The sequence below is a fragment of the Vibrio sp. genome, from assembly GCF_048266485.1.
Lineage (GTDB): Bacteria > Pseudomonadota > Gammaproteobacteria > Enterobacterales > Vibrionaceae > Vibrio.
On record NZ_JBLWZK010000001.1, the window covers coordinates 674,715 to 694,233 of the forward strand.

16 protein-coding genes are annotated in these 19,519 nt (G+C 41.3%); 2 read left to right on the forward strand and 14 right to left on the reverse strand.

Translation table 11 applies throughout. From position 1 onward, the window contains the following. Window positions 1–71: 71 nt before the first annotated feature. The 11 genes from clpX to ACN0T8_RS03100 all read right to left on the reverse strand — a co-directional run bounded on the left by clpX (window position 72) and on the right by ACN0T8_RS03100 (window position 13,561). Window positions 72–1,352, reverse strand: a complete 1,281-nt coding sequence (clpX, locus tag ACN0T8_RS03050; RefSeq protein WP_417879180.1) for an ATP-dependent protease ATP-binding subunit ClpX — start codon at window positions 1,350–1,352, stop codon at window positions 72–74. Between the two features lie 174 nt (window positions 1,353–1,526). Continuing rightward, the gene (clpP, locus tag ACN0T8_RS03055) at window positions 1,527–2,153 is read right to left on the reverse strand and encodes an ATP-dependent Clp endopeptidase proteolytic subunit ClpP (protein WP_027697062.1); all 627 of its coding nucleotides are present in this window, start codon (window positions 2,151–2,153) and stop codon (window positions 1,527–1,529) included. A gap of 312 nt (window positions 2,154–2,465) precedes the next feature. Further along, window positions 2,466–3,770 carry a trigger factor gene (tig, locus tag ACN0T8_RS03060; protein ID WP_417879181.1) on the reverse strand — a complete coding sequence of 435 codons (1,305 nt, stop codon included), beginning with the start codon at window positions 3,768–3,770 and terminating at the stop codon, window positions 2,466–2,468. Between the two features lie 508 nt (window positions 3,771–4,278). Beyond that, window positions 4,279–5,385, reverse strand: coding sequence for an ABC transporter ATP-binding protein (locus tag ACN0T8_RS03065; RefSeq protein ID WP_417879182.1), 1,107 nt, complete (start codon window positions 5,383–5,385; stop codon window positions 4,279–4,281). Window positions 5,386–5,560: 175 nt separating this feature from the next. Continuing rightward, on the reverse strand, window positions 5,561–6,472 hold the full coding sequence (locus ACN0T8_RS03070) for a carbohydrate ABC transporter permease (protein WP_417879490.1): 912 nt from the start codon (window positions 6,470–6,472) through the stop codon (window positions 5,561–5,563). After that, the gene (locus ACN0T8_RS03075) at window positions 6,472–7,377 is read right to left on the reverse strand and encodes a carbohydrate ABC transporter permease (RefSeq protein ID WP_417879491.1); all 906 of its coding nucleotides are present in this window, start codon (window positions 7,375–7,377) and stop codon (window positions 6,472–6,474) included. Before ACN0T8_RS03075 ends, ACN0T8_RS03070 begins: the two co-directional genes overlap by 1 nt. Window positions 7,378–7,566: 189 nt before the next feature. Then, complete coding sequence (locus ACN0T8_RS03080; RefSeq protein ID WP_417879183.1) at window positions 7,567–8,817, reverse strand: ABC transporter substrate-binding protein; 1,251 nt, start codon at window positions 8,815–8,817, stop codon at window positions 7,567–7,569. Between the two features lie 202 nt (window positions 8,818–9,019). Next, window positions 9,020–10,465 carry an ATP-binding protein gene (locus tag ACN0T8_RS03085; protein WP_417879184.1) on the reverse strand — a complete coding sequence of 482 codons (1,446 nt, stop codon included), beginning with the start codon at window positions 10,463–10,465 and terminating at the stop codon, window positions 9,020–9,022. Window positions 10,466–10,504: 39 nt separating this feature from the next. Further along, window positions 10,505–11,224 (reverse strand): response regulator, encoded by a 720-nt coding sequence (locus tag ACN0T8_RS03090; protein ID WP_417879185.1) that lies wholly within the window; start codon window positions 11,222–11,224, stop codon window positions 10,505–10,507. 139 nt (window positions 11,225–11,363) lie between these two features. Continuing rightward, on the reverse strand, window positions 11,364–11,996 hold the full coding sequence (locus ACN0T8_RS03095) for a hypothetical protein (protein ID WP_417879186.1): 633 nt from the start codon (window positions 11,994–11,996) through the stop codon (window positions 11,364–11,366). A 323-nt stretch (window positions 11,997–12,319) separates the two neighbouring features. Next, a complete protein-coding gene (locus tag ACN0T8_RS03100; protein WP_417879187.1) occupies window positions 12,320–13,561 on the reverse strand; it encodes an aromatic amino acid transporter in 1,242 nt (413 codons plus the stop codon). A 389-nt stretch (window positions 13,562–13,950) separates the two neighbouring features. On the opposite strand from ACN0T8_RS03100, the gene ACN0T8_RS03105 reads away from it, so the two are divergent. Then, the gene (locus ACN0T8_RS03105; RefSeq protein WP_417879188.1) at window positions 13,951–14,493 is read left to right on the forward strand and encodes a hemerythrin domain-containing protein; all 543 of its coding nucleotides are present in this window, start codon (window positions 13,951–13,953) and stop codon (window positions 14,491–14,493) included. A 264-nt stretch (window positions 14,494–14,757) separates the two neighbouring features. Continuing rightward, window positions 14,758–16,071, forward strand: a complete 1,314-nt coding sequence (locus ACN0T8_RS03110) for a tyrosine-type recombinase/integrase (protein ID WP_417879189.1) — start codon at window positions 14,758–14,760, stop codon at window positions 16,069–16,071. A gap of 145 nt (window positions 16,072–16,216) precedes the next feature. Here ACN0T8_RS03110 and ACN0T8_RS03115 read toward each other — a convergent pair whose 3' ends face one another. Genes ACN0T8_RS03115 through ACN0T8_RS03125 form a run of 3 tightly spaced genes read right to left on the reverse strand, consistent with a single transcriptional unit; the run spans window position 16,217 to window position 19,483 of the window. Further along, window positions 16,217–17,287: a serine/threonine-protein kinase gene (locus ACN0T8_RS03115; protein ID WP_417879190.1), complete on the reverse strand. Its 1,071-nt coding sequence runs from the start codon at window positions 17,285–17,287 to the stop codon at window positions 16,217–16,219. Continuing rightward, window positions 17,284–18,327 (reverse strand): serine/threonine-protein kinase, encoded by a 1,044-nt coding sequence (locus ACN0T8_RS03120; RefSeq protein ID WP_417879191.1) that lies wholly within the window; start codon window positions 18,325–18,327, stop codon window positions 17,284–17,286. Before ACN0T8_RS03120 ends, ACN0T8_RS03115 begins: the two co-directional genes overlap by 4 nt. Beyond that, window positions 18,311–19,483 (reverse strand): PP2C family protein-serine/threonine phosphatase, encoded by a 1,173-nt coding sequence (locus ACN0T8_RS03125; RefSeq protein WP_417879192.1) that lies wholly within the window; start codon window positions 19,481–19,483, stop codon window positions 18,311–18,313. The genes ACN0T8_RS03120 and ACN0T8_RS03125 overlap by 17 nt, the downstream gene beginning before the upstream one ends. Window positions 19,484–19,519: the final 36 nt, after the last annotated feature.

Genomic DNA, 19,519 nt, shown 5'->3' on the forward strand with positions numbered 1-19,519 from the left:
AGTTTCAATAACAAAATAAAAAAAGGAGGCACAAAGCCTCCTTTAAATTCATATTTTGGTGATAACTCGAATTATTCAGAGCTAGCGAGCTGGTTTTCAGCGTTTTGATAAATCAGCAACGGTTCAGATTCGCCTTTGATTACAGATTCATCAATCACCACTTTGGTTACTTCCTTATTAGAAGGTAACTCATACATGGTTTCTAGCAGAACCGACTCCAAAATAGAACGTAGGCCACGAGCACCGGTTTTACGCTCCATTGCTTTTTTAGCAATCGCTTGAAGCGCATCTTCACGAAACTCAAGCTCAGCGCCTTCTAAATCGAATAAGGCACCGTATTGCTTAGTCAATGCGTTTTTCGGCTCACAAAGGATCTGAATCAAGGCTTCTTCATCAAGTTCAGTCAAAGTAGTCGTCACTGGTAGACGACCGATAAACTCAGGGATCAAACCATATTTCACCAAATCTTCTGGTTCAACTTGTTTGAATAACTCACCTGCACTTTTCGCTTCATCTTTACTGCGCACTTCCGCACCGAAACCAATACCAGTACCAACGGCAACACGCTGTTCAATCACTTTATCTAGGCCAGCAAATGCACCACCACAGATAAATAGGATCTTAGACGTATCAACCTGTAAAAACTCTTGTTGAGGATGCTTACGGCCACCTTGTGGTGGAACCGATGCAACGGTACCTTCAACGAGTTTCAGTAATGCTTGCTGCACACCTTCACCCGATACATCACGAGTGATCGATGGGTTTTCCGCTTTACGAGAAATTTTATCAATCTCATCGATATACACGATACCACGCTCTGCTTTCGCAACGTCGTAATCACATTTTTGCAGTAGCTTTTGAATGATGTTTTCTACATCTTCACCAACGTAACCGGCTTCGGTTAACGTAGTCGCATCTGCCATAGTGAACGGTACATCAAGAAAACGAGCCAAAGTCTCAGCTAGTAAAGTTTTACCGCTGCCGGTTGGACCGATAAGCAAGATATTACTTTTACCTAGTTCAACACCATCTTTAGTCTTATCGCCATTGCGCAAACGCTTATAGTGGTTGTAAACCGCAACAGACAGCACTTTCTTGGCATAGTCTTGACCAATAACATAGTCATCTAAGTGTGCACGAATTTCTTTCGGTGTCGGAAGTACTTCCGACTCTTTCTTTGGAACTACGTCTTTTACTTCTTCACGTATGATGTCGTTACATAAATCGACACATTCGTCACATACGTAAACGGAAGGACCTGCGATCAGCTTGCGAACCTCGTGCTGGCTTTTACCGCAGAAAGAGCAATACAGCAGTTTAGTACTACCACCCTCTTTGCTTTTATCTGTCATTCGCTAACCTCTTAGCCTTTAATTCTTCTTTTCAGTCTACAACAATTTGACTCACAATGCCTTATTGATAAAAAACAATGTACTAAGTTGAGACCAATAAACCTCACTCTATTTAGTGTACAAGACCGTATTTATTACTGCGATCTTTCACTCGATAAAGTGAGGATTGTTCATTTATGCTGGGCGTTTTTCCAATACTGCATCAACCAAGCCGTAATCCACTGATTGTTGAGCTGACATGAAGTTATCGCGGTCAGTATCACGCTCAATGATTTCAAGCGGTTGACCAGTATGTTCTGCTAATAAATTATTCAAACGTTGCTTGATTGTTAGAATTTCTTGCGCATGAATTTGAATATCAGAAGCCTGACCTTGGAAACCACCTAATGGTTGGTGAATCATCACGCGAGAATTCGGCAGGCAGAAACGCTTACCTTTTTCGCCACCAGCAAGTAAAAATGCACCCATAGAGCAAGCTTGCCCCATACATACCGTACTTACGTTTGGCTTAATAAATTGCATCGTATCGTAAATCGACATCCCTGCAGTCACAGAACCGCCAGGTGAGTTGATGTATAAGAAAATATCTTTATCTGGGCTTTCAGATTCTAAGAATAATAATTGTGCAACCACAAGGTTTGCCATGTGATCTTCAACTTGTCCAGTCAAAAAGATAATACGTTCTTTTAGTAGGCGAGAATAGATATCGTAAGAACGCTCACCACGAGAAGTTTGCTCTACCACCATTGGCACAAGCGCATCAACAATTGGAGACATTGTATTATTTTCTTGGTAGCTCATTTTCGCTTTCCCTGTAGTAGATAGGTTTACCAATATGATTGATTACTAATAATAAACAAAACTGAGTTAATCATAAACCTAGATGCTTACCAATACCATTTAGATAGCTTGAAAACTTGTAGATAGTTTGAAAACCCTAATAAATGGTTTGCAAGCCAAAATAAATAGCCTAAATAAGCGAATAAATAAAATGGCCCGAATGATTCACTCTAAACTTTAGAGTGTCATATCGAGCCATTGTTAGCAGAAGAATCGAAATGCTGTCAACTCTTCTACTCAGCGAAACCTGACTTCACTTAATAAATTGAGTGATTAAGCAGGTTGTTGCTGGTTCATTAACTCATTGAAGCTCACTTCTTTGTCAGAAACTTTTGCTTTAGCAATGATTGCATCAATAGCTTGATCTTCTAGTGCTACGTTACGGATGTTGTTCATCATCTGCTCGTTTTGCTCGTAGTATGCGATCACTTCTGATGGATCTTCGTAAGCGGTCGCCATTTCTTCGATGAGCGCTTTAACGCGATCATCGTCAGCTTTTAGCTCTTCAGACTTGATTACTTCGCCTAGAAGTAGGCCAACTTTTACGCGACGAGCAGCTTGCTCTTCAAATAGTTCACGTGGAAGTTGAGCAGCCGCTTCCGGGTTACCACCAAAACGTTGAGCCGCTTGTTGACGTAGCACTTCGATTTCTTGATCAATAAGTGCAGAAGGTACGTCCATCTCATTTTGTTCAACAAGACCATTGATCGCTTGCTCTTTAATACGGCCTTTAACCGCTTGCTTAAGCTCACGTTCCATATTTTTACGTACTTCAGTTTTCAGTGCTTCCACGCCACCTTCGTTCACGCCAAACTTAGCAACAAACTCATCCGTTAGCTCAGGAAGCTCACGAGTTTCAACTTTGCTTAGTTTAATGTCGAATTTAGCTGATTTACCTTTTAGGTTTTCAGCATGGTAATCTTCTGGGAAGTTTACGTCGATAGAGAATTCTTCTCCTGCTTTTTTGCCTAGAATTCCGTCTTCAAAACCAGGGATCATACGACCTTGGCCCATTTCTAGAGGGAATGCTTCTGCTTTACCACCTTCGAATTCTTCACCGTCGATAAAGCCTACAAAATCAATTGTTGCACGGCTATCAGCGCTTACTGCTTCTTCAACTTCAGTCCAAGTAGACTGTTGCTTACGAAGCGTTTCAAGCATTTCAGCTACATCTTCATCTTTTACTTCTACTGCTGGTTTCTCAACAGTGATGTTTTCAAGACCTTTCAGTTCAACTTCTGGGTAAACTTCAAAAGTTGCGTTGAAAACAAGATCTTTACCTTCTTCAGTTTCAACTGGAGCAAATGTTGGTGCGCCCGCTGGGTTGATTTTTTCTTTAACGATTGTTTCGATGAAATGACGCTGCATCACTTCACCCATCACGTCTTGACGTACTGCTTGGCCGTACATTTTTGCAACCATCTTCATCGGTACTTTACCTTTACGGAAACCATCGAAACGACGGTTTTTCGCGATGTTGCGCAATTCAGCTGTTACTGCATCTTCGATGTTAGCAGCAGGAACAGTAATAGTAAGACGGCGTTCTAGGCCTTCTAGAGTTTCAACAGTAGATTGCATTATTTATAAACCTCAAAACTGGCTCAATAATTATGAGCATATGAGCTAGACCTACCCTTTGGATAAGTGTTCGCCTCATTCCTTGTGTTGTGACCAATTTGGACACATAAAAATGGTGAGCATCAACCAACGTAGCTATGTAAACACGATTAAAGTCAACATAATTAAACCGATGATCGAACTAATGAGTGAAACCTTCTTCATTTTGATTAAAGATAGAGTCGATAATCAAAAACAAAGAAAAAGGCCTCTCCTATTAGTCTCAGGATAAATTTCAGACGCGCCATTCTAGCGGTATGAATTGAGCCTGTCGAGTCAAGTCCTAAATTCTCATGTGGTCATTTTACGCTTTTTTATTCAGAGCGGAGAATGATCACGTTTCAGAGATGGGGTCGTTCAATTCTTTTTCAAGGGAGTTGCGATTATTTTTAAATTAACTGGTCAAAAATATCGCAACTATCGACACGTTAAAGTTCTATATTACCGTTATGATGCTTTGAAAGTTTAATCAAATTCGCATCTCCGTTTTCACATCAAAAAACACCGCACTTGATAAATCAAAATATAGTGGCACAGTTTCACCTACCTTGGCCTCAAACTCTGCCGATAAACGACACGCAACATGCTCTTGATTGATTTCAACAATCGCGATGGTATCTGGCCCAGTCGGCTCTAATACATCAATTTGCATCAGGATTTCGGTAAAAGTACGATCTTCTTCGCTTGGCTGTTCCGTGATGTATTCTGGTCGTAAACCAATAATTACCGTCTCTCCATCAAACTTGCGCAAGCGATCTGGTAAATTGATTTTATGGACCATGCCATCTGCGGTCCAAATTTCACCTTGAGGTTTATCTTCTGAATCCAAATCCACTCGCGCTTTAATAAAATTCATTGATGGTGAGCCCATAAAGCCTGCAACAAACATATTATTGGGCTGGTTATAGATTTCTTTCGGCGTACCTAATTGCTGTAACTCTCCATCTTTCATCACCGCGATACGATCGGCGAGTGTCATCGCTTCAATTTGATCATGGGTAACATATACGATGGTGGTATTTAATTGTTGGTGCAGACGTTTAATTTGTGTGCGCATTTCCACTCGTAACTTCGCATCTAAGTTAGAAAGCGGCTCATCAAATAAATACAATTTAGGCTGACGAGCTAACGCACGCCCCATGGCAACACGCTGACGCTGACCACCAGAAAGTTGCGCTGGTTTTCGATCAAGTAAATGATCGATTTGCAACATTTCCGCTACGCGATTCACTTCTGCATCGATTTTGACTTGCGGCATTTTGCGGATCTTCAAACCAAAAGCAATATTTCCTCGCACCGTCATATTGGGGTACAAGGCATAAGATTGGAACACCATTGCAATATCACGATCTTTTGGCTCGACATTAGAAACATCTACACCGTCGATCACAATCTCACCCGAGCTTATTGATTCCAATCCTGCGATGGTATTCATCAAGGTGGATTTGCCACAACCTGACGGCCCTACCAGAATTAAAAACTCGCCCGATTCTATTTGGATATTAATCCCTTTCAATGTTTCATTATCCGCATTGCGGTAGGTTTTACGAATTTGATTTAGTTCTAAAGCAGCCATTATTATTTTTCCTTTTAAGCCGATTCCATATTAAATTGCTTATTGAATCGATACTCAAAGTAATTGAAATTACAGCGCGGCGACAAATGAATGAGACCCCATGAGCTTAGCTCGTCTAAGTGATTGGGGCGAATGAATGCCGTCAACAAAGCTGTAGTTTCAAGTACGAAGAGTATCAACCTTTGACTGAGCCTGCGGTCAACCCTCTCACGAAATACTTCCCTGCCACGACATAGACCAACAAAGTCGGCAATGCAGCAATAATAGCGGCAGCCATATCAACGTTATATTCTTTAACTCCAGTACTGGTGTTGACTAAATTGTTAAGCGCCACAGTAATCGGCTGAGTTTCCGAACCGGAATACACCACACCAAACAAGAAATCATTCCAAATTGAAGTAAATTGCCAGATCACCGTCACCATGATGATAGGAGTAGAAAGCGGCAACATAATGCGAAAGAAGATAGTAAAGAATCCTGCCCCGTCTAACTTAGCAGCTTTGACCAACTCATCAGGAACTCCAACATAAAAGTTACGGAAAAATAGCGTGGTAAAGGCTAGTCCATAAATAACATGGACGAAAACTAAACCTGTTGTCGTGTTTGCTAAACCAAAGAAACCTAATGTTGCCGCCATTGGAAGCAACACCACTTGAAAAGGAATAAAGCATCCAAAGAGTAATAAGCTAAATAATAGGTTCGAACCTCTGAATTGCCATTTACTAATCACATAGCCATTAAAGGCCCCCATCAATGTTGAAATCGCTACCGCTGGAATCACCATTTGAAAGGAATTCCAGAAATAACTTTTGATCCCTTCACATTTCACGCCAGTACAAGATGTTGACCAGGCTTTGTGCCATGCATCGAAAACCCATTCAGTCGGCAGCGACATTAGGTTACCGGTACGAATATCGCCCAAGCTTTTAAATGAAGTGATCACCATGACAAACAGCGGCATTAAATACAGCACGCAGAAAAAAAGCAACAAGCTGTAAATCGCGATGCGTCCGACTCGCTTAGAGTTAAAATAATGGGTTTTATTAGGTTGAGACTTTCGGTTTTGAAGATTCAGATTTTGGGTCATCATGACTTCTTCTCCCTTAATTCTGAATACAAGTACGGCACTAAAATGGCTAATATCCCAGCCAACATCATCATGGCACTCGCCGAACCTAGTGCAGTTTGACCACGGGTAAATGAATAGGCATACATAAATAATGCGGGTAAATCAGAAGAATAACCAGGACCACCAGCGGTCAATGCAGTGACCAAATCGAAACTTTTTATCGCGATATGTGAAGTAATGATTACCGCACTAAAAAACACTGGACGCAAACATGGCATCACAATGCTCCAGTAAATACGTGGCAGAGTGGCACCATCAATTTTGGCAGCTTTAATAATCGAAGAATCGATACCGCGAAGCCCTGCTAAGAACATCGCCATCACAAAGCCGGATGATTGCCAAACAGCAGCGATGACTAAGGTATAAACCACCATATCCGAATCAATAATCCAATCGAATTTGAATTCAGTAAAACCCCAATCTCGTACCATTTTTTCAATACCAAGCCCGGGGTTTAAAATCCATTTCCAAGCTGTACCTGTAACAATAAATGACAGTGCCATTGGGTAGAGGTAAATACTGCGAATCACCCCTTCATTACGGATGTTTTGATCGAGGAAAATTGCCAGTCCTACTCCTAATACAATCACGATGACTAGGAATAACAGTCCGAAAATGCCTAGATTAGTGATCGAAGTAATCCAGCGGTCATTTGCCATCAACTTGGCATATTGACCAAAACCAGTAAAATTAAAGCTAGGCAAAAAACGAGAATTGGTGAGCGATAAAGCCCCCGTCCAAATAATGTAGCCATAGATACACACCACGGTAATCACCAAGGTGGGTGTTAATACAATTTTAGGTAGCCAATGTTGCAACCTATCTGCCAGTGTCAATTTTGGTGCTGCTCGCCGAGTAGGCATGGCTGAGACTGATTGAGCACTATCCCTTTCATGAGACTGATGCTTAGTAACATCAAAAGCGTTGTCCATAACCGTTCCTTTATTTACATTCATACCCAAAACGCAATTGAATAAATTTTAGGTAAAAGTTATCTAGGCTACGTGAATGAACTCGTAACCTACGTTTAGTAAGATTTATATTAAGAAAGGTTATTGGGCCGCTTTAACCGCTTTCGCTAATTTTTCAGCCGCCGCCTTTGGATCAGCATCTTTATCGTTAAAGAAGTTAGTAACCACATCAAACATCGCACCCTGTACATAGCTGGTTGTGGACATTCCATGCGCCATACTTGGTACTAAACCACCTGTATCCGCCGTTGCTTTAAATGCAGCCATTGAATCCAAGGCACATTTATCAAACTTCGACATATCCATATCTAGACGAACGGGAATCGAGCCCTTATTCAGGTTAAAGACTTCTTGGAAAGGTTTAGATAAGATGGTTTTCGCTAAATCTTGCTGCGCTTTTTGATTCTCTTTATCTTTAATGCGGAAGAAAGCAAAACTATCCACGTTAAAGGTGAATGAATCAGCAGTGCCCGGTGTTGGAGAACAAGTATAATCAATACCCGGTTGTTTATTAGCCGCACTGAATTCGCCTTTTGCCCAGTCGCCCATCACTTGCATTGCTGCTTGACCATTAATCACCATTGATGTTGCGACGTTCCAATCTCGACCTGGAGAATTGCTATCGATATAGTCACGAACCTTTTTAAAGGTAGTAAAGGTCTCAACCATTTTATCGCCGGATAATACATCTTGGTCTAACTCGACAAAGGCTTTGTTGTAATCTGCATTACCAAGTTTTTCAAGTGCGATCGCTTCAAACAATGTTGCATCTTGCCAAGGCTGACCACCATGTGCTAAAGGAATAATACCGTCCGCTTTTAACTTATCACCCACTTTAAAAAATTCATCCCAAGAAGCCGGTACTTTTAAGCCTTCTTTATCAAAAATCGCTTTATTCGCCCATAGCCAATTTACACGGTGTACATTGACAGGTACCGCGACATAATGACCTTCATATTTCGCAGTATCTGCAACGACTTTCGGTAAAATCCCATCCCAATCACCTTGCTTAGCCACATCATCAAGATTGGTTAAAAAGCCTAAATCAGCCCATTCTTGAATGTTATGGCCTTTCATTTGCGCCGCGGCCGGTGGGTTGCCCGATACCGCACGAGTTTTCAGCACTGTCATGGCACTTTCACCACCACCACCGGCTACCGCGAAATCTTTCCAAGAGTGGCCATCTTTTTCCATCATTTCCTTAAGTACCGCGACCGATTTCGCTTCACCACCTGAAGTCCACCAGTGAAGGACTTCAACTTCCCCCGCCTGAGATAATTGTGATGTAGAAAGCAGCGCAAAGGTAAGAAGACTTTTTTTCATTGTATTCATCGTCATCGTCCATGTTGGTTATTGGTTGTAAGTTACTACTTATTGGATTAGAGCCAAAACACCGTAAAACATCCTATTTGGCTTAGCAGTGGTTTGGCTTAACATCACTATATGCAAAGAGTGGTAGAAATATCGGCACGAAAAGTAACACCACTGTAACAAAAGTGTTACATGTGAGTTTTATCACTTAAATCGGCAATTATTATTGAGGTCGATTAGTATTAAACGGCAAGATCACTTGAACATGTAAACCAGCATTAAAGACATTTCGAATATGGATGGTACCGCCATGAGCATGCAAAATATTACGGCAAATCCCCAGACCAAGCCCGTGTCCTTCTTTATCTTTAGCTAGCCGCACATAGGGTTCAAATACCGATTCCAATTGTGATTCGGGGATTCCAGAACCTTGGTCGATAAAATTGAGTTCGACATAATCTTGAGTTTGCTGACAAGTAACATTAAGGCTATTACCATATTTAACCCCGTTATCGACTAGGTTGGTCATCACGCGCTTTAAGGCTAACGGCTTGCCTAATACTGGTGCAATAGTCTCTTTTGGTAAGGTAACTTTAATGTGATGAACATTGTGGGTTTCTGCCGCCGCAAGTAGCAGTTCATTTAAATAGACGAGGTTAGAATTTTCATGTAGCTCCGTGTCATGCACACATTGCAGTGCCCCTTTAACCATCATTTCTAGCTCGTCTAAATCTTGATTAAACTTGGCTCGTTTAACATCATTTTCTAGTAATTCAGCTCTTAAACGTAAGCGAGTAATCGGGGTTTTAAGATCATGAGAAATCGCTGAAAACAGCTGCTCTCGATCCATCACATAATGACGAATACGTTGCTGCATACGATTAAACGCAAGGGTCGCGGTCACTACCTCATTTGCCCCTTCTTCTGGTAAAGGTGATTGCTCCCCATCAATACTCATCTGATTAGCCGCTCTGGCCAAGTTACGTAAAGGCCGCACCTGACGACGGATCATAAAGTAGCTAAAAAGCAGCAATAAGGCAGTAGAAAGAAATAAATACAACCATTGAGATGGCGGTAAAATAGTGTCTTCTAACGTATTGTAAGGTGGTGGTAATAATGCGGCAATATAGATCCATTCATCCGATTCAAGCTCAATTTGCACCACCATAATCGGTGGATCCAATGGCTCTAACGTCAGAGTATAGTGCGCCCAGGATCTAGGAAGATCACTTAAATAAATGTCGTTTTTTAAAATCTTCAGCTGTTCCGGCTTAGAAAATTCAACATGAATAGAACGAACATTATTCAGCTTATCGCCAAGCGCTTCAGCCATTGAATCTATCGCCACTTGTTTTAAGCGCGAATCAGGGATTGGTCGAATATTCAAATATTCATGATTAAATGAAACAAAGAAGCGGGTGCCCCCCATTTTACGCAGCTGCTCCATAATCACATGTCGATAATTCACAGGTAAGGCTTGAAAATAAGAGACAGTAGAAGCAAACAACGACGCCATACTGACTGCTGTCGTTTTAATACCGGCTTCTTCTTGCTGTCGGGAATTAGTATACCAAATTGAGGTAGAGATACCTTGAGCAATGACAACTGTTAACAAGGTCAGCAACAGTGTACGTGCAACTAATGATTGGGATTTCCAAAAATATCGCATACCACTACTACTCTCTAAAACAGCACATTGATCATCAAATCAATGACCATAGTGAACAGGAGCAGTAAAAATATAGCCATTACCTCGCATGGTTTTGATGTATTTATGCTGCTTACCAGTGTCACCTAAACGTTGACGCAGACGGCTTAATTGCACATCAATTCCACGTTCAAGTGGCAACGCTTCTCGCCCTTTGATTTCATAAGAAATAGTATCGCGATCAAGCACTTCATTTGGACGAGATAAAAACAACATCAACAAAGAAAAATCACTGCCTGATAATTCAATTTTTTCACCTGTCTCTATGTGATAAGCGGTATGAGATAAGGTGTCTAGCTTCCAGTCGCCGAATGAAATAACACTAGGGTTAGCTTGTTCATCAATATGAGTTCGACGTAACAGCGCTTTAATTCTCGCCATTAATTGTCTAGGGCTAAACGGCTTGGCAATATAGTCATCAGCGCCAATTTCAAGGCCGACAATTTGGTCAGCTTCCTCGGAAACGGCAGTTAGCATAATAATAGGGACGTTCGAGTGCTTTCGAATATACTGACAAAGGCTGAAGCCATCTTCACCAGGTAACATCACATCGAGTAAAAGTAAGTCAGGGTAGCTATGCTGGTTGATATACTCTCGCATCGCCTCACCATCACTCACAGTAGAGACAACAAACCCCATCTTACTTAAATACTCATCAAGTAACACGCTAATTTCCTCGTCATCATCTACGACTAATATTTGCTTATATTTTTGTGTCATTTCCTTACAACCTAAGTGTTTATACTTTGCTTATTCCATTGGCAAAGGTGTTTGTTAACACAATAATAACAATCACTTCTCAAGGCGAGGAATTCCTCAAGATAGGTTGTAATAACTTGACCTAAGTCTAGGGTAGCAATTAACGCCTTGCGCCCCCTAGCCTTCCCCCACCAGTTCTTCCTCCAAAATTACCACCTCTAATATTAGGTCGTATTGCTGGTCGAGTGGTTGGTCTTGTTGCAGGTCGAGTAACCGGCTTATTCGGCGCACGATCTAAAGTGGGTCTTTGTTTACTGTTCCATTTGGTTTGCAGCGTTTGCTTTTGTTCAGTGGTAAACTGAGTATCAGACACTTTTTGACGTATCGCTTCCCGCTTATCCATTATCGCTTGCTGCTTATCTTCCGGCAGTGACTCAAACTTCTGATTAAAATCGTTTTTCAATGCGAGAATATCTGGGCCATCATCCTCTTTCCAGCCATCAATCTTATCTTTTATTTGATCTTGTTTTTCAGGATCGAGTGTATGCCACCAATTTTCGACAACTTGCTTAAATTCACCATCAGTATTACAACAATCAGGATAAACATGATCTTGATAAAACCAGAAATCATCATGCCACCAGCTATCGGTGTAATAGTAATTAGTTGAAGTAGAAGGAACCGATGAAGAGGAACAGCCAGCTAATATAGCAACAAGCAAGCTAACTAAAATACACTGACTTGTTTTGAAGGCTGTTTTTTTGAAGACTATTTTTTTGATGACCGATAGCATAATAACTCTCCTAGAATACCTCTTCACTGTACCTTAATTATACCCAATTAAAAATCCCACCTAATCGGAACTAGGTGGGATCTTGTCATGGTATCTTTCACTATTACCTACCAATGTAACAAGGCAAGTACATTATTTATTTTCTACTCGAGATTTAATATCGCTCCCGGTATCTTTTAATAAGGCTATCGGAGGAAAAATCACCCTACCTAAGTGATCTTAAAGTGATGAATACAAACTCATGTCTCACATATTGTTTACTCACAAAAAAGCCCTCAGAACTTTCACTCTGAGGGCTAATATCAATCAAATAAAAGCTACGTTTAACCTTTAAATACGGGTAAAACATCCATCATGGTCAAAAAGTGAAATACCGCGGTCGCCACACCAAATAATAGCACTGCGTATGGGAGCACTTTACCACCTGCAACCACAAAGCCCTGCTCTGCCCCTTTGCGCTGACGAGCTTTCAGTACAAGTAGTGCTGGAATGATACAAGTCCACACCGTTGCTGCCGCGCCTGCATAACCAATGGCTAAGATGAAGCCAAATGGGAACAATAACGATAGTACTAACGGTGGCATGAAAGTGACCGCCCAAGTTTTAGTACGGCCTGATTTACTACGGTTATCAAAACGGAATAAGTCAGCAATGTAATCAAACACCCCTAAACCAACCCCAATAAATGACGATAAAATCGCAGACACTGAGAAAATATTAATCGCTTGAGAGACTTTATCGGATGCCACCACGGTACCCAGGGCCCCCAATAGCACATCGACATTGCCATCTTGCTCAATCACTGGGCCAAACGAATCACGAGATAAGTGCCCAAAGATGCTCAGCAACCAAATCACATATAAGAACAAAGCAATTGAAGTCCCACCTAAAATCGCATATTTGGCTTTACGTTCTTCGCCATAATAAGCACGCATTGAAGCAACAGAGTGATGATAACCAAATGAGGTTAAAGCTATCGGCAGCAATGCCATAGCATATTTAGCGTATTCACCTTGTTGGTTTGTCGCATCCATCAATAAAGAGAAATCGATATGAACAGTTAAACCAAACACACCAAAGATAAAACTTAATAACATAGTGCCAATTAGCACAACTGAAATACGGTCAACTGCGCGAGTTGAATGCCACACTACGCTAGAAGCAATAAATACAAAGAGCACCGATGCGGTTTTACTTTCTAGCCCAAGTGAGCCTTGTAGAATCAAACCAAACGATGTGGTGTAGGCATAAAGTAAAATTCCACCCACGAAATACACCGTTAAGTTATTAAAGGCGTTCACCCTTTCACCTAATAAGTCCGATGTCACCGTATTAAACGACACATTCAAATCGTAATGCTTAAATGCTTCTAGCAATAACCAACCCGACACCGTCATTACCGCCATGGTTAAAGCAATCGCCAACACAGACCAAACCGTCCATGCGCCAGCCCCTGCACTTGGCAGCCCAAGCATGCCTGCACCAACACAGACACTTGCAATAATACAAGCGCCACCCACCAATGAAGGCTGTTTCGTTGTTGTCGTCGTTGTAACGGTAGTCATAATAGATTCTCTTTACGCTAAATTAAGCAAGTACATCCTGTACCCCTTAAAAACAAACAAGCATCAAGCGAAGAAGATAGGAAGTTGGCCGAAAACGGTATTCAAAAAGAAAGGCAACCAAGTTCTGTGCTGATGTATGCGCTCATCATAGCGATAACAACCAGACTAGTAAACTAGTTAGCTGATACAATATCGAACTTTTGTGATTTGGCAGAGGATCTGTTCTATTTTTAAACAAGGCATTATTTGAATACACGGGCGCTAATCACTACATTCCAATTGATCTAAATCAACAAAACTTAAGTTGCATTTAAAATACCACTTAATATCGATGGCCATGTTTCATTGAAGCGTTATGATGAACACTGCACTGATTAATGGAGCATATTATGAGCTTACAATGTGGAAAAACAAACCTAACTCAAGATCAATTAAGCCAACTAGAATCGATGCCAGCAGATCAACTTGCTGATTTGATTGAATCTACTCACCACCAATATATTCGAGAAACCGGGCCACAATTAATTGAAATGGCGGATAAACTGCTACGAGTGCATGGCGAAGAATCTGAGACCATTCAAAAGCTAACCCCATTAATTCACGCTCTAGTAGACGACCTCACCCCTCACTTATTTAAAGAAGAACGTATTCTCTTTCCTGCGATTCGTGGCCTTGCCACACAAACACCTCAACAAACCTGTTTTGGTCACATAGGCAACCCAATCCGTGTTATGACCCATGAGCATAATGAAGCTGATCAAATTGTAGTGGCATTGCAACAAGTAACTCAGAACTTCCAAGCTCCAGAAGAAGCCTGTCAAACCTGGCAACGTTGCTATAAAGTCTGCGAAGAGTTTTGCCAAGATTTAATCAATCACATACATATAGAAGATACGATTCTCTTTCCAGCTGCGATAGAAATGGCTGATTAAACTGCAAAAACTTATAGATAGAATGCAAAAACCCCAGACAACTGATTAAGTTATCTGGGGTTTCTTTGTATATGGCACGCCCTACAGGTTTTCAAGAGATCTTTTAACTCGGCTTAACTCACATTAATTTATCTTAATAATCATATCGTTACACTACACTTTTCGTTACCTTAGATTTAACGAAAATTAACCAAAATAGCCTATTTTTAACGTCATCGGCACGGCATAGGCACGGCAGGAAATGAGTATTAAGAGAGTTAAAATATGGTTTACAGCTTCAATTTTACAAAAAATTCACTCGTAAACATCGAGCCAGCATCAACAAGAAAAAGATATAGAGATTCAGGAGGCTCTAGCAGCGTTCAAGGATTAGGGCTAGAAGTAACAAAAAGTGGCACTAAAACCTTTAATTTTATTCAAAAGGTAAATGGGAAAAACCTACAAATCACATTAGGCCGATTTCCTGAAATTACTGTTGAACAAGCAAGGAAGTTAGCTAGAGAGGCCGCTCATAAAATAGCATCAGGCGTTAATCCGAATGAAGAAAAACGTACAGCCCGTAATTACACCACTTTTGATCAACTATTTGAATATTATGAAGCGTCATTTCGTCTCGATATCAAAGCAGGTAAACGCAGAGAAAGCAGCCTAAAAGGCCATGAGACTTTATACAGACTTCATATCAAACCTAAGCTTGGCAAGCGTACCATCGATAATTTTGCCAAAGATGAAGCAAAGTCCTTCCTTCAAAAAATATTAGCCAAGAAAGGCTATAGCTTGCACAACCATTCGTTAACCTTGCTTAAGTCGATGTTCAACCGTGCTGATATTGAGAAAAACCCTTTTGCAACCTTAAAGAAAATTGATGAAAGTGTCTTTAGGCGTGAGCGTACCCTATCAAAAGAGGAACTTTGCCGACTACTCGATTCACTAGAGCAAGAAGAACCGATTTATCAAGACTGTATATTATTGTTGCTATTAACAGGCCAACGTAAATCCAATGTATTAGCGATAGAATGGAGCGAAATAAACCAAGATGCTCGAACATGGATCATTCCCGTCCATAAAATCAAAACCAAGAAACCGCATGTAGTTCCCCTCTCTCATGAAGCAATGAAGATCTTAGAAAGGCGCTCACTCGAAGCGGAAAAAGGACAACAATATGTTTTCCCGAGTACTCGAAGTGCGACAGGTCATATTGCAGATAAAAGCGGAATGGGCGGATTTTGGAATAGAATAACCAAACGGGCTGGTTTATATGATCCGAATGATGCGAGTAAAAACCTACAGGTGCACGATTTAAGGCGAACCCTAGCCACATATCAGGTTACTTCTGGTGGTTCACTTCAAGCAACAAGCCGACTTTTAGGCCACTCCAATATTGGCGTTACCGCTAGTGTTTACGCGCATCTTTCGGTTGATCACATCCGAACGGAACTGGAACACACGACTCGTTATATGCTGAGTTCGCCTTCCAAAACCGAATTAAACCGAATCAAGGCGGAAATCTCTAGGTTAAGCCAAACGGAACAAGCCGAATTGTTTCGGTTTATGCAGGAGTCTATTGGGTTAAATTAACAATGTTATAGAAACTAGCTCATTTTTAGGCAAAGACGAGTTACAGATTTAGCTAAAGTAATAAATTAAAATATGTAACATACCTGAGCCAATCAAACACTAACTCCTCCTTGATACAAAATAAGCAAGCAGCTCAGCAGCTCAATTAATTATTTTCGATGATTACTGGATGAGCTCTTGCATGAGGACGACCTGGGAATTTGGAATATGAAATTCTACTCCCATTTGGAATTCTAGAAGCCCCATAGAGGCTATAAATACTAAAGAAGACATCGTGATCATTGCCTGTCGCAAACCCACTGTAACCATTCTGGATTAATCTATTCACAGTCGCTTCGTAACGTTCAGATGTTTGATAGCATAAATTTTGGCACATCTTAACCAAGTCATCAGCGGTAGGGCGTTGGGCGGGATCGTATTCAAGGCAGCTATCAACGATACTTTGAAGCTCACGGCATAAAGGAGCAAACTGAAGATTAGCGGTCATGAATGCAGGCCAATCAAGACGTTCTTGGTTTTTTACATTCACAGCAGCTTCAAGGAATACGCCAAACGGATACTCACCAGTTATCAACTTAAACATCATTGCACCAATTGACCAGATATCTAGAGCACATGTCAGTTGATCGCCTGTCTTGCGAAACATCATTTCAGGCGCCATGAATGGTAGTGCGCCCTTTACCGTTCCCGATGTCGAACGAGTAATATCTCCTGACTGTGCTTCTTCGTTGAATACTTCTTCGGTAAACGTAGCAATACCAAAGTCAGTGATCTTCAACTCTTCAATACCAGCACTAGAATCAATCATGATGTTGCTAGGCTTCAAATCTCGATGGATAACACCTTGTAGGTGTGAAGCTCGAATCCCTTTCGCTAACAAGTGTAGGGTTCTTGCTGCTAGGTGAGGATCGAGGAAGTCACGATGCTGAATTTTATCTTCGAGAGTCTGTCCATTTACAAATTCTTCGACCAGATAAACTTCGCCATGTTCTTCAAAGTAATCGAGAGTTTTAGCTACATTATGGTGGTTAACTTTACCTGCAATGACCGCACTAGCTTGGAAGCGACGAGTTTTTTGTCCCGGTTGAGGTGTTTTCAATGCAACTTCGCCACTAAGGAAGTTATCCTTGGCACGATACACATCTTGCATACCACCAGCACCCACATGCTCAATTACTTCGTAGCGACCACCAATAAGAGTATTCGGAGCAATCATGAAACCACCTCTGGATTAGAAATATCGAAGGTTACGAAACCTCTGTTTGCACCATTACCTAGAGTGATAACTGATGCGCCTGGCATTACATAGCCAACGTTAACAAGATCATTATTTACCGTGACATCACCTACATACGCGGATACCTTGAAGTCGTAACCATCGTATTCGATAGTAATTTCAGATCCAACAGAAGATGTAATCTTAGCTCCACGGTTTTTACTATTTAGTTCCTTAACCTGAGCATCCATTACTAAGAGACCTTTGTGTTTATCTTTAAGAAGATGCCTTCTCAACATTTTCTCAACGTCATCAATATTTGGTCTGTCGGCTGGAGAATATGCTAAGCACTGCTCTAGGATCTCCACAATATCAGCATCTAGGTTAGGTAGTTTCCCTTGAACCCAATTACTGTAAGGGACGGGGAAAGGAGGGTATTCAAGGAGTTCTTGTGGAACATCAACATTAGCCAGAACCATTGCTGTAATACCGAATGCATACACGTCAACTGCTGTAGTGAATTCGACTTCACCTCGTTTCCACAGTTCGGGAGCCATGAAGCCAACGGTACCAATTACACTGTTTGTCTTGGCTGTATCTAGTTTTCTAGCAAGACCAAAATCAAATACTTTGATTACATCAGAACAGTCACGGCGAATGTTATTTGGCTTGATGTCTCTATGGATAATACCAGCTGCATGGATGTCAGAAAGCCCACAAGCGACTTGCCATAGAGTTTCTACCAACCCTGTCATATCAGATTGGTATGCTCCGACAGAGAGGTCTTCACCTTTTATGAATTCCAATACGAGACCAACTTGTTCACCAACCTTGACGACATCATACAGCTGGACAACGTGCTTGGAGCGGAGCTGAATCAACGAGCGTTGCTCATCAAACAAACGTCGTTGTTCGGCATCCCCTTTCAACAACTTGATGACAACATCACGTTGTAAATGATTGTCTTTGCAGTACAGGATGTCTCCCATACCACCTGAGTCATTGGTACCACTGAGTTCATATCTAGTTGGAAGAGTCATTATTAACCTCGCCATTGTTATCACTGACGTCATCGCAAATTGTCATTTTTATTTGTACTTCTTCGTCGGAGTCCTTTTTATTTACTTTCTTTTTCGATGTACGACTCTTTCTTTTTGGCCGTTCTTTACTCTCAGTTTTTGGTTCAGTTTCTAGTTGTTCTTCGCTATCGGCTTTTTGTTCATAGTCACTTAGATCTTTCTCTTCAGCTTCATCGACAACAGAATTATCCGTTTCATCAGCCTCACTAACCTTGGCTGTCTTCTCTTCGTTGTTAATTTGCTGATTACTCACGTGAGAAGCGGTTTGTTGATCAACAGGAGAGTGTCCCCAAATAAACTGCATTGAAGTGTATGGATCAGAAACTTGAATTACTGTTGTGTCATCAACATATGCTTCAAAAGTCAGGAGTTCAAGATCGACTGCACAGACCGATGCGTTGTCAGGTCCACCACACCAGCGAGCTGTTGCGATTAAACGCTCTACAATCTGATTGACTCTTCCAGCATTTTCAACAATGTCTGATAAGGTCTTGGGCTCGATATAATGAACGCCATCTGTAGTCAGGTAGACTTGGCTAACCTCCGATTTCAATGGGGCAACGTGAGGTTTAATTCCTTCCCCCATACCGATGAATTGAAGTAGATCTGTTCCGCTACCACCAACCGCTTCTGCGAGTGAATCATCAACGCTTAGACGAACAAGCTTATTAAGTACCAAGTCTTTAGCATATATACGACTGTCGCCAACGTTCACAGTCACGTTCACATCGTCGCTGCAAAGTAATAGGGCAGATAGCGTGCTACCGCCTTTACCATTTGCAAATGCGAATACTGCATTGTTTGCAGCCAGTGTTGCTTGAGTAATTGCTTGTTCTGAGCCTAGATGGATAGATTCCAATACCGAGTTGAAGAATGTTGAAATGGCTAGTTCAGCAGCTTGTTCACCATCTCTCATACCACCCATACCATCGACAATGGCAATAACGGTGTAGAGAGCAGTTGGCGAGTGGAACTTCATAACAGCTGCTCTGTCTTGGTTCTCGGTTCTTTTCACGCCGAGATCCGTAGCAATGGCAATTGCTCCACTATCTATAGAGTGAAGCCCTCTGCTGAGCACACCTCTAGCAAGGTGTTTTTGCAATAGCTTTTGAAACATTATTTATGCCCTATAGTCTGCTGAGGTAACTTAAAA

Excerpts from the sequence above, each read along its gene's own strand:
- ACN0T8_RS03120 (WP_417879191.1), bottom strand. The coding sequence starts at position 18,327 with ATGACTCTTCCAACTAGATATGAACTCAGTGGTACCAATGACTCAGGT.
- ACN0T8_RS03075 (WP_417879491.1), bottom strand. The coding sequence starts at position 7,377 with ATGCCTACTCGGCGAGCAGCACCAAAATTGACACTGGCAGATAGGTTG.
- ACN0T8_RS03105 (WP_417879188.1), top strand. The coding sequence starts at position 13,951 with ATGAGCTTACAATGTGGAAAAACAAACCTAACTCAAGATCAATTAAGC.
- ACN0T8_RS03070 (WP_417879490.1), bottom strand. The coding sequence starts at position 6,472 with ATGACCCAAAATCTGAATCTTCAAAACCGAAAGTCTCAACCTAATAAA.
- ACN0T8_RS03110 (WP_417879189.1), top strand. The coding sequence starts at position 14,758 with ATGGTTTACAGCTTCAATTTTACAAAAAATTCACTCGTAAACATCGAG.
- ACN0T8_RS03085 (WP_417879184.1), bottom strand. The coding sequence starts at position 10,465 with ATGCGATATTTTTGGAAATCCCAATCATTAGTTGCACGTACACTGTTG.
- ACN0T8_RS03125 (WP_417879192.1), bottom strand. The coding sequence starts at position 19,483 with ATGTTTCAAAAGCTATTGCAAAAACACCTTGCTAGAGGTGTGCTCAGC.
- ACN0T8_RS03065 (WP_417879182.1), bottom strand. The coding sequence starts at position 5,385 with ATGGCTGCTTTAGAACTAAATCAAATTCGTAAAACCTACCGCAATGCG.
- clpX (WP_417879180.1), bottom strand. The coding sequence starts at position 1,352 with ATGACAGATAAAAGCAAAGAGGGTGGTAGTACTAAACTGCTGTATTGC.
- clpP (WP_027697062.1), bottom strand. The coding sequence starts at position 2,153 with ATGAGCTACCAAGAAAATAATACAATGTCTCCAATTGTTGATGCGCTT.
- ACN0T8_RS03115 (WP_417879190.1), bottom strand. The coding sequence starts at position 17,287 with ATGATTGCTCCGAATACTCTTATTGGTGGTCGCTACGAAGTAATTGAG.
- tig (WP_417879181.1), bottom strand. The coding sequence starts at position 3,770 with ATGCAATCTACTGTTGAAACTCTAGAAGGCCTAGAACGCCGTCTTACT.
- ACN0T8_RS03090 (WP_417879185.1), bottom strand. The coding sequence starts at position 11,224 with ATGACACAAAAATATAAGCAAATATTAGTCGTAGATGATGACGAGGAA.
- ACN0T8_RS03095 (WP_417879186.1), bottom strand. The coding sequence starts at position 11,996 with ATGCTATCGGTCATCAAAAAAATAGTCTTCAAAAAAACAGCCTTCAAA.
- ACN0T8_RS03080 (WP_417879183.1), bottom strand. The coding sequence starts at position 8,817 with ATGAATACAATGAAAAAAAGTCTTCTTACCTTTGCGCTGCTTTCTACA.
- ACN0T8_RS03100 (WP_417879187.1), bottom strand. The coding sequence starts at position 13,561 with ATGACTACCGTTACAACGACGACAACAACGAAACAGCCTTCATTGGTG.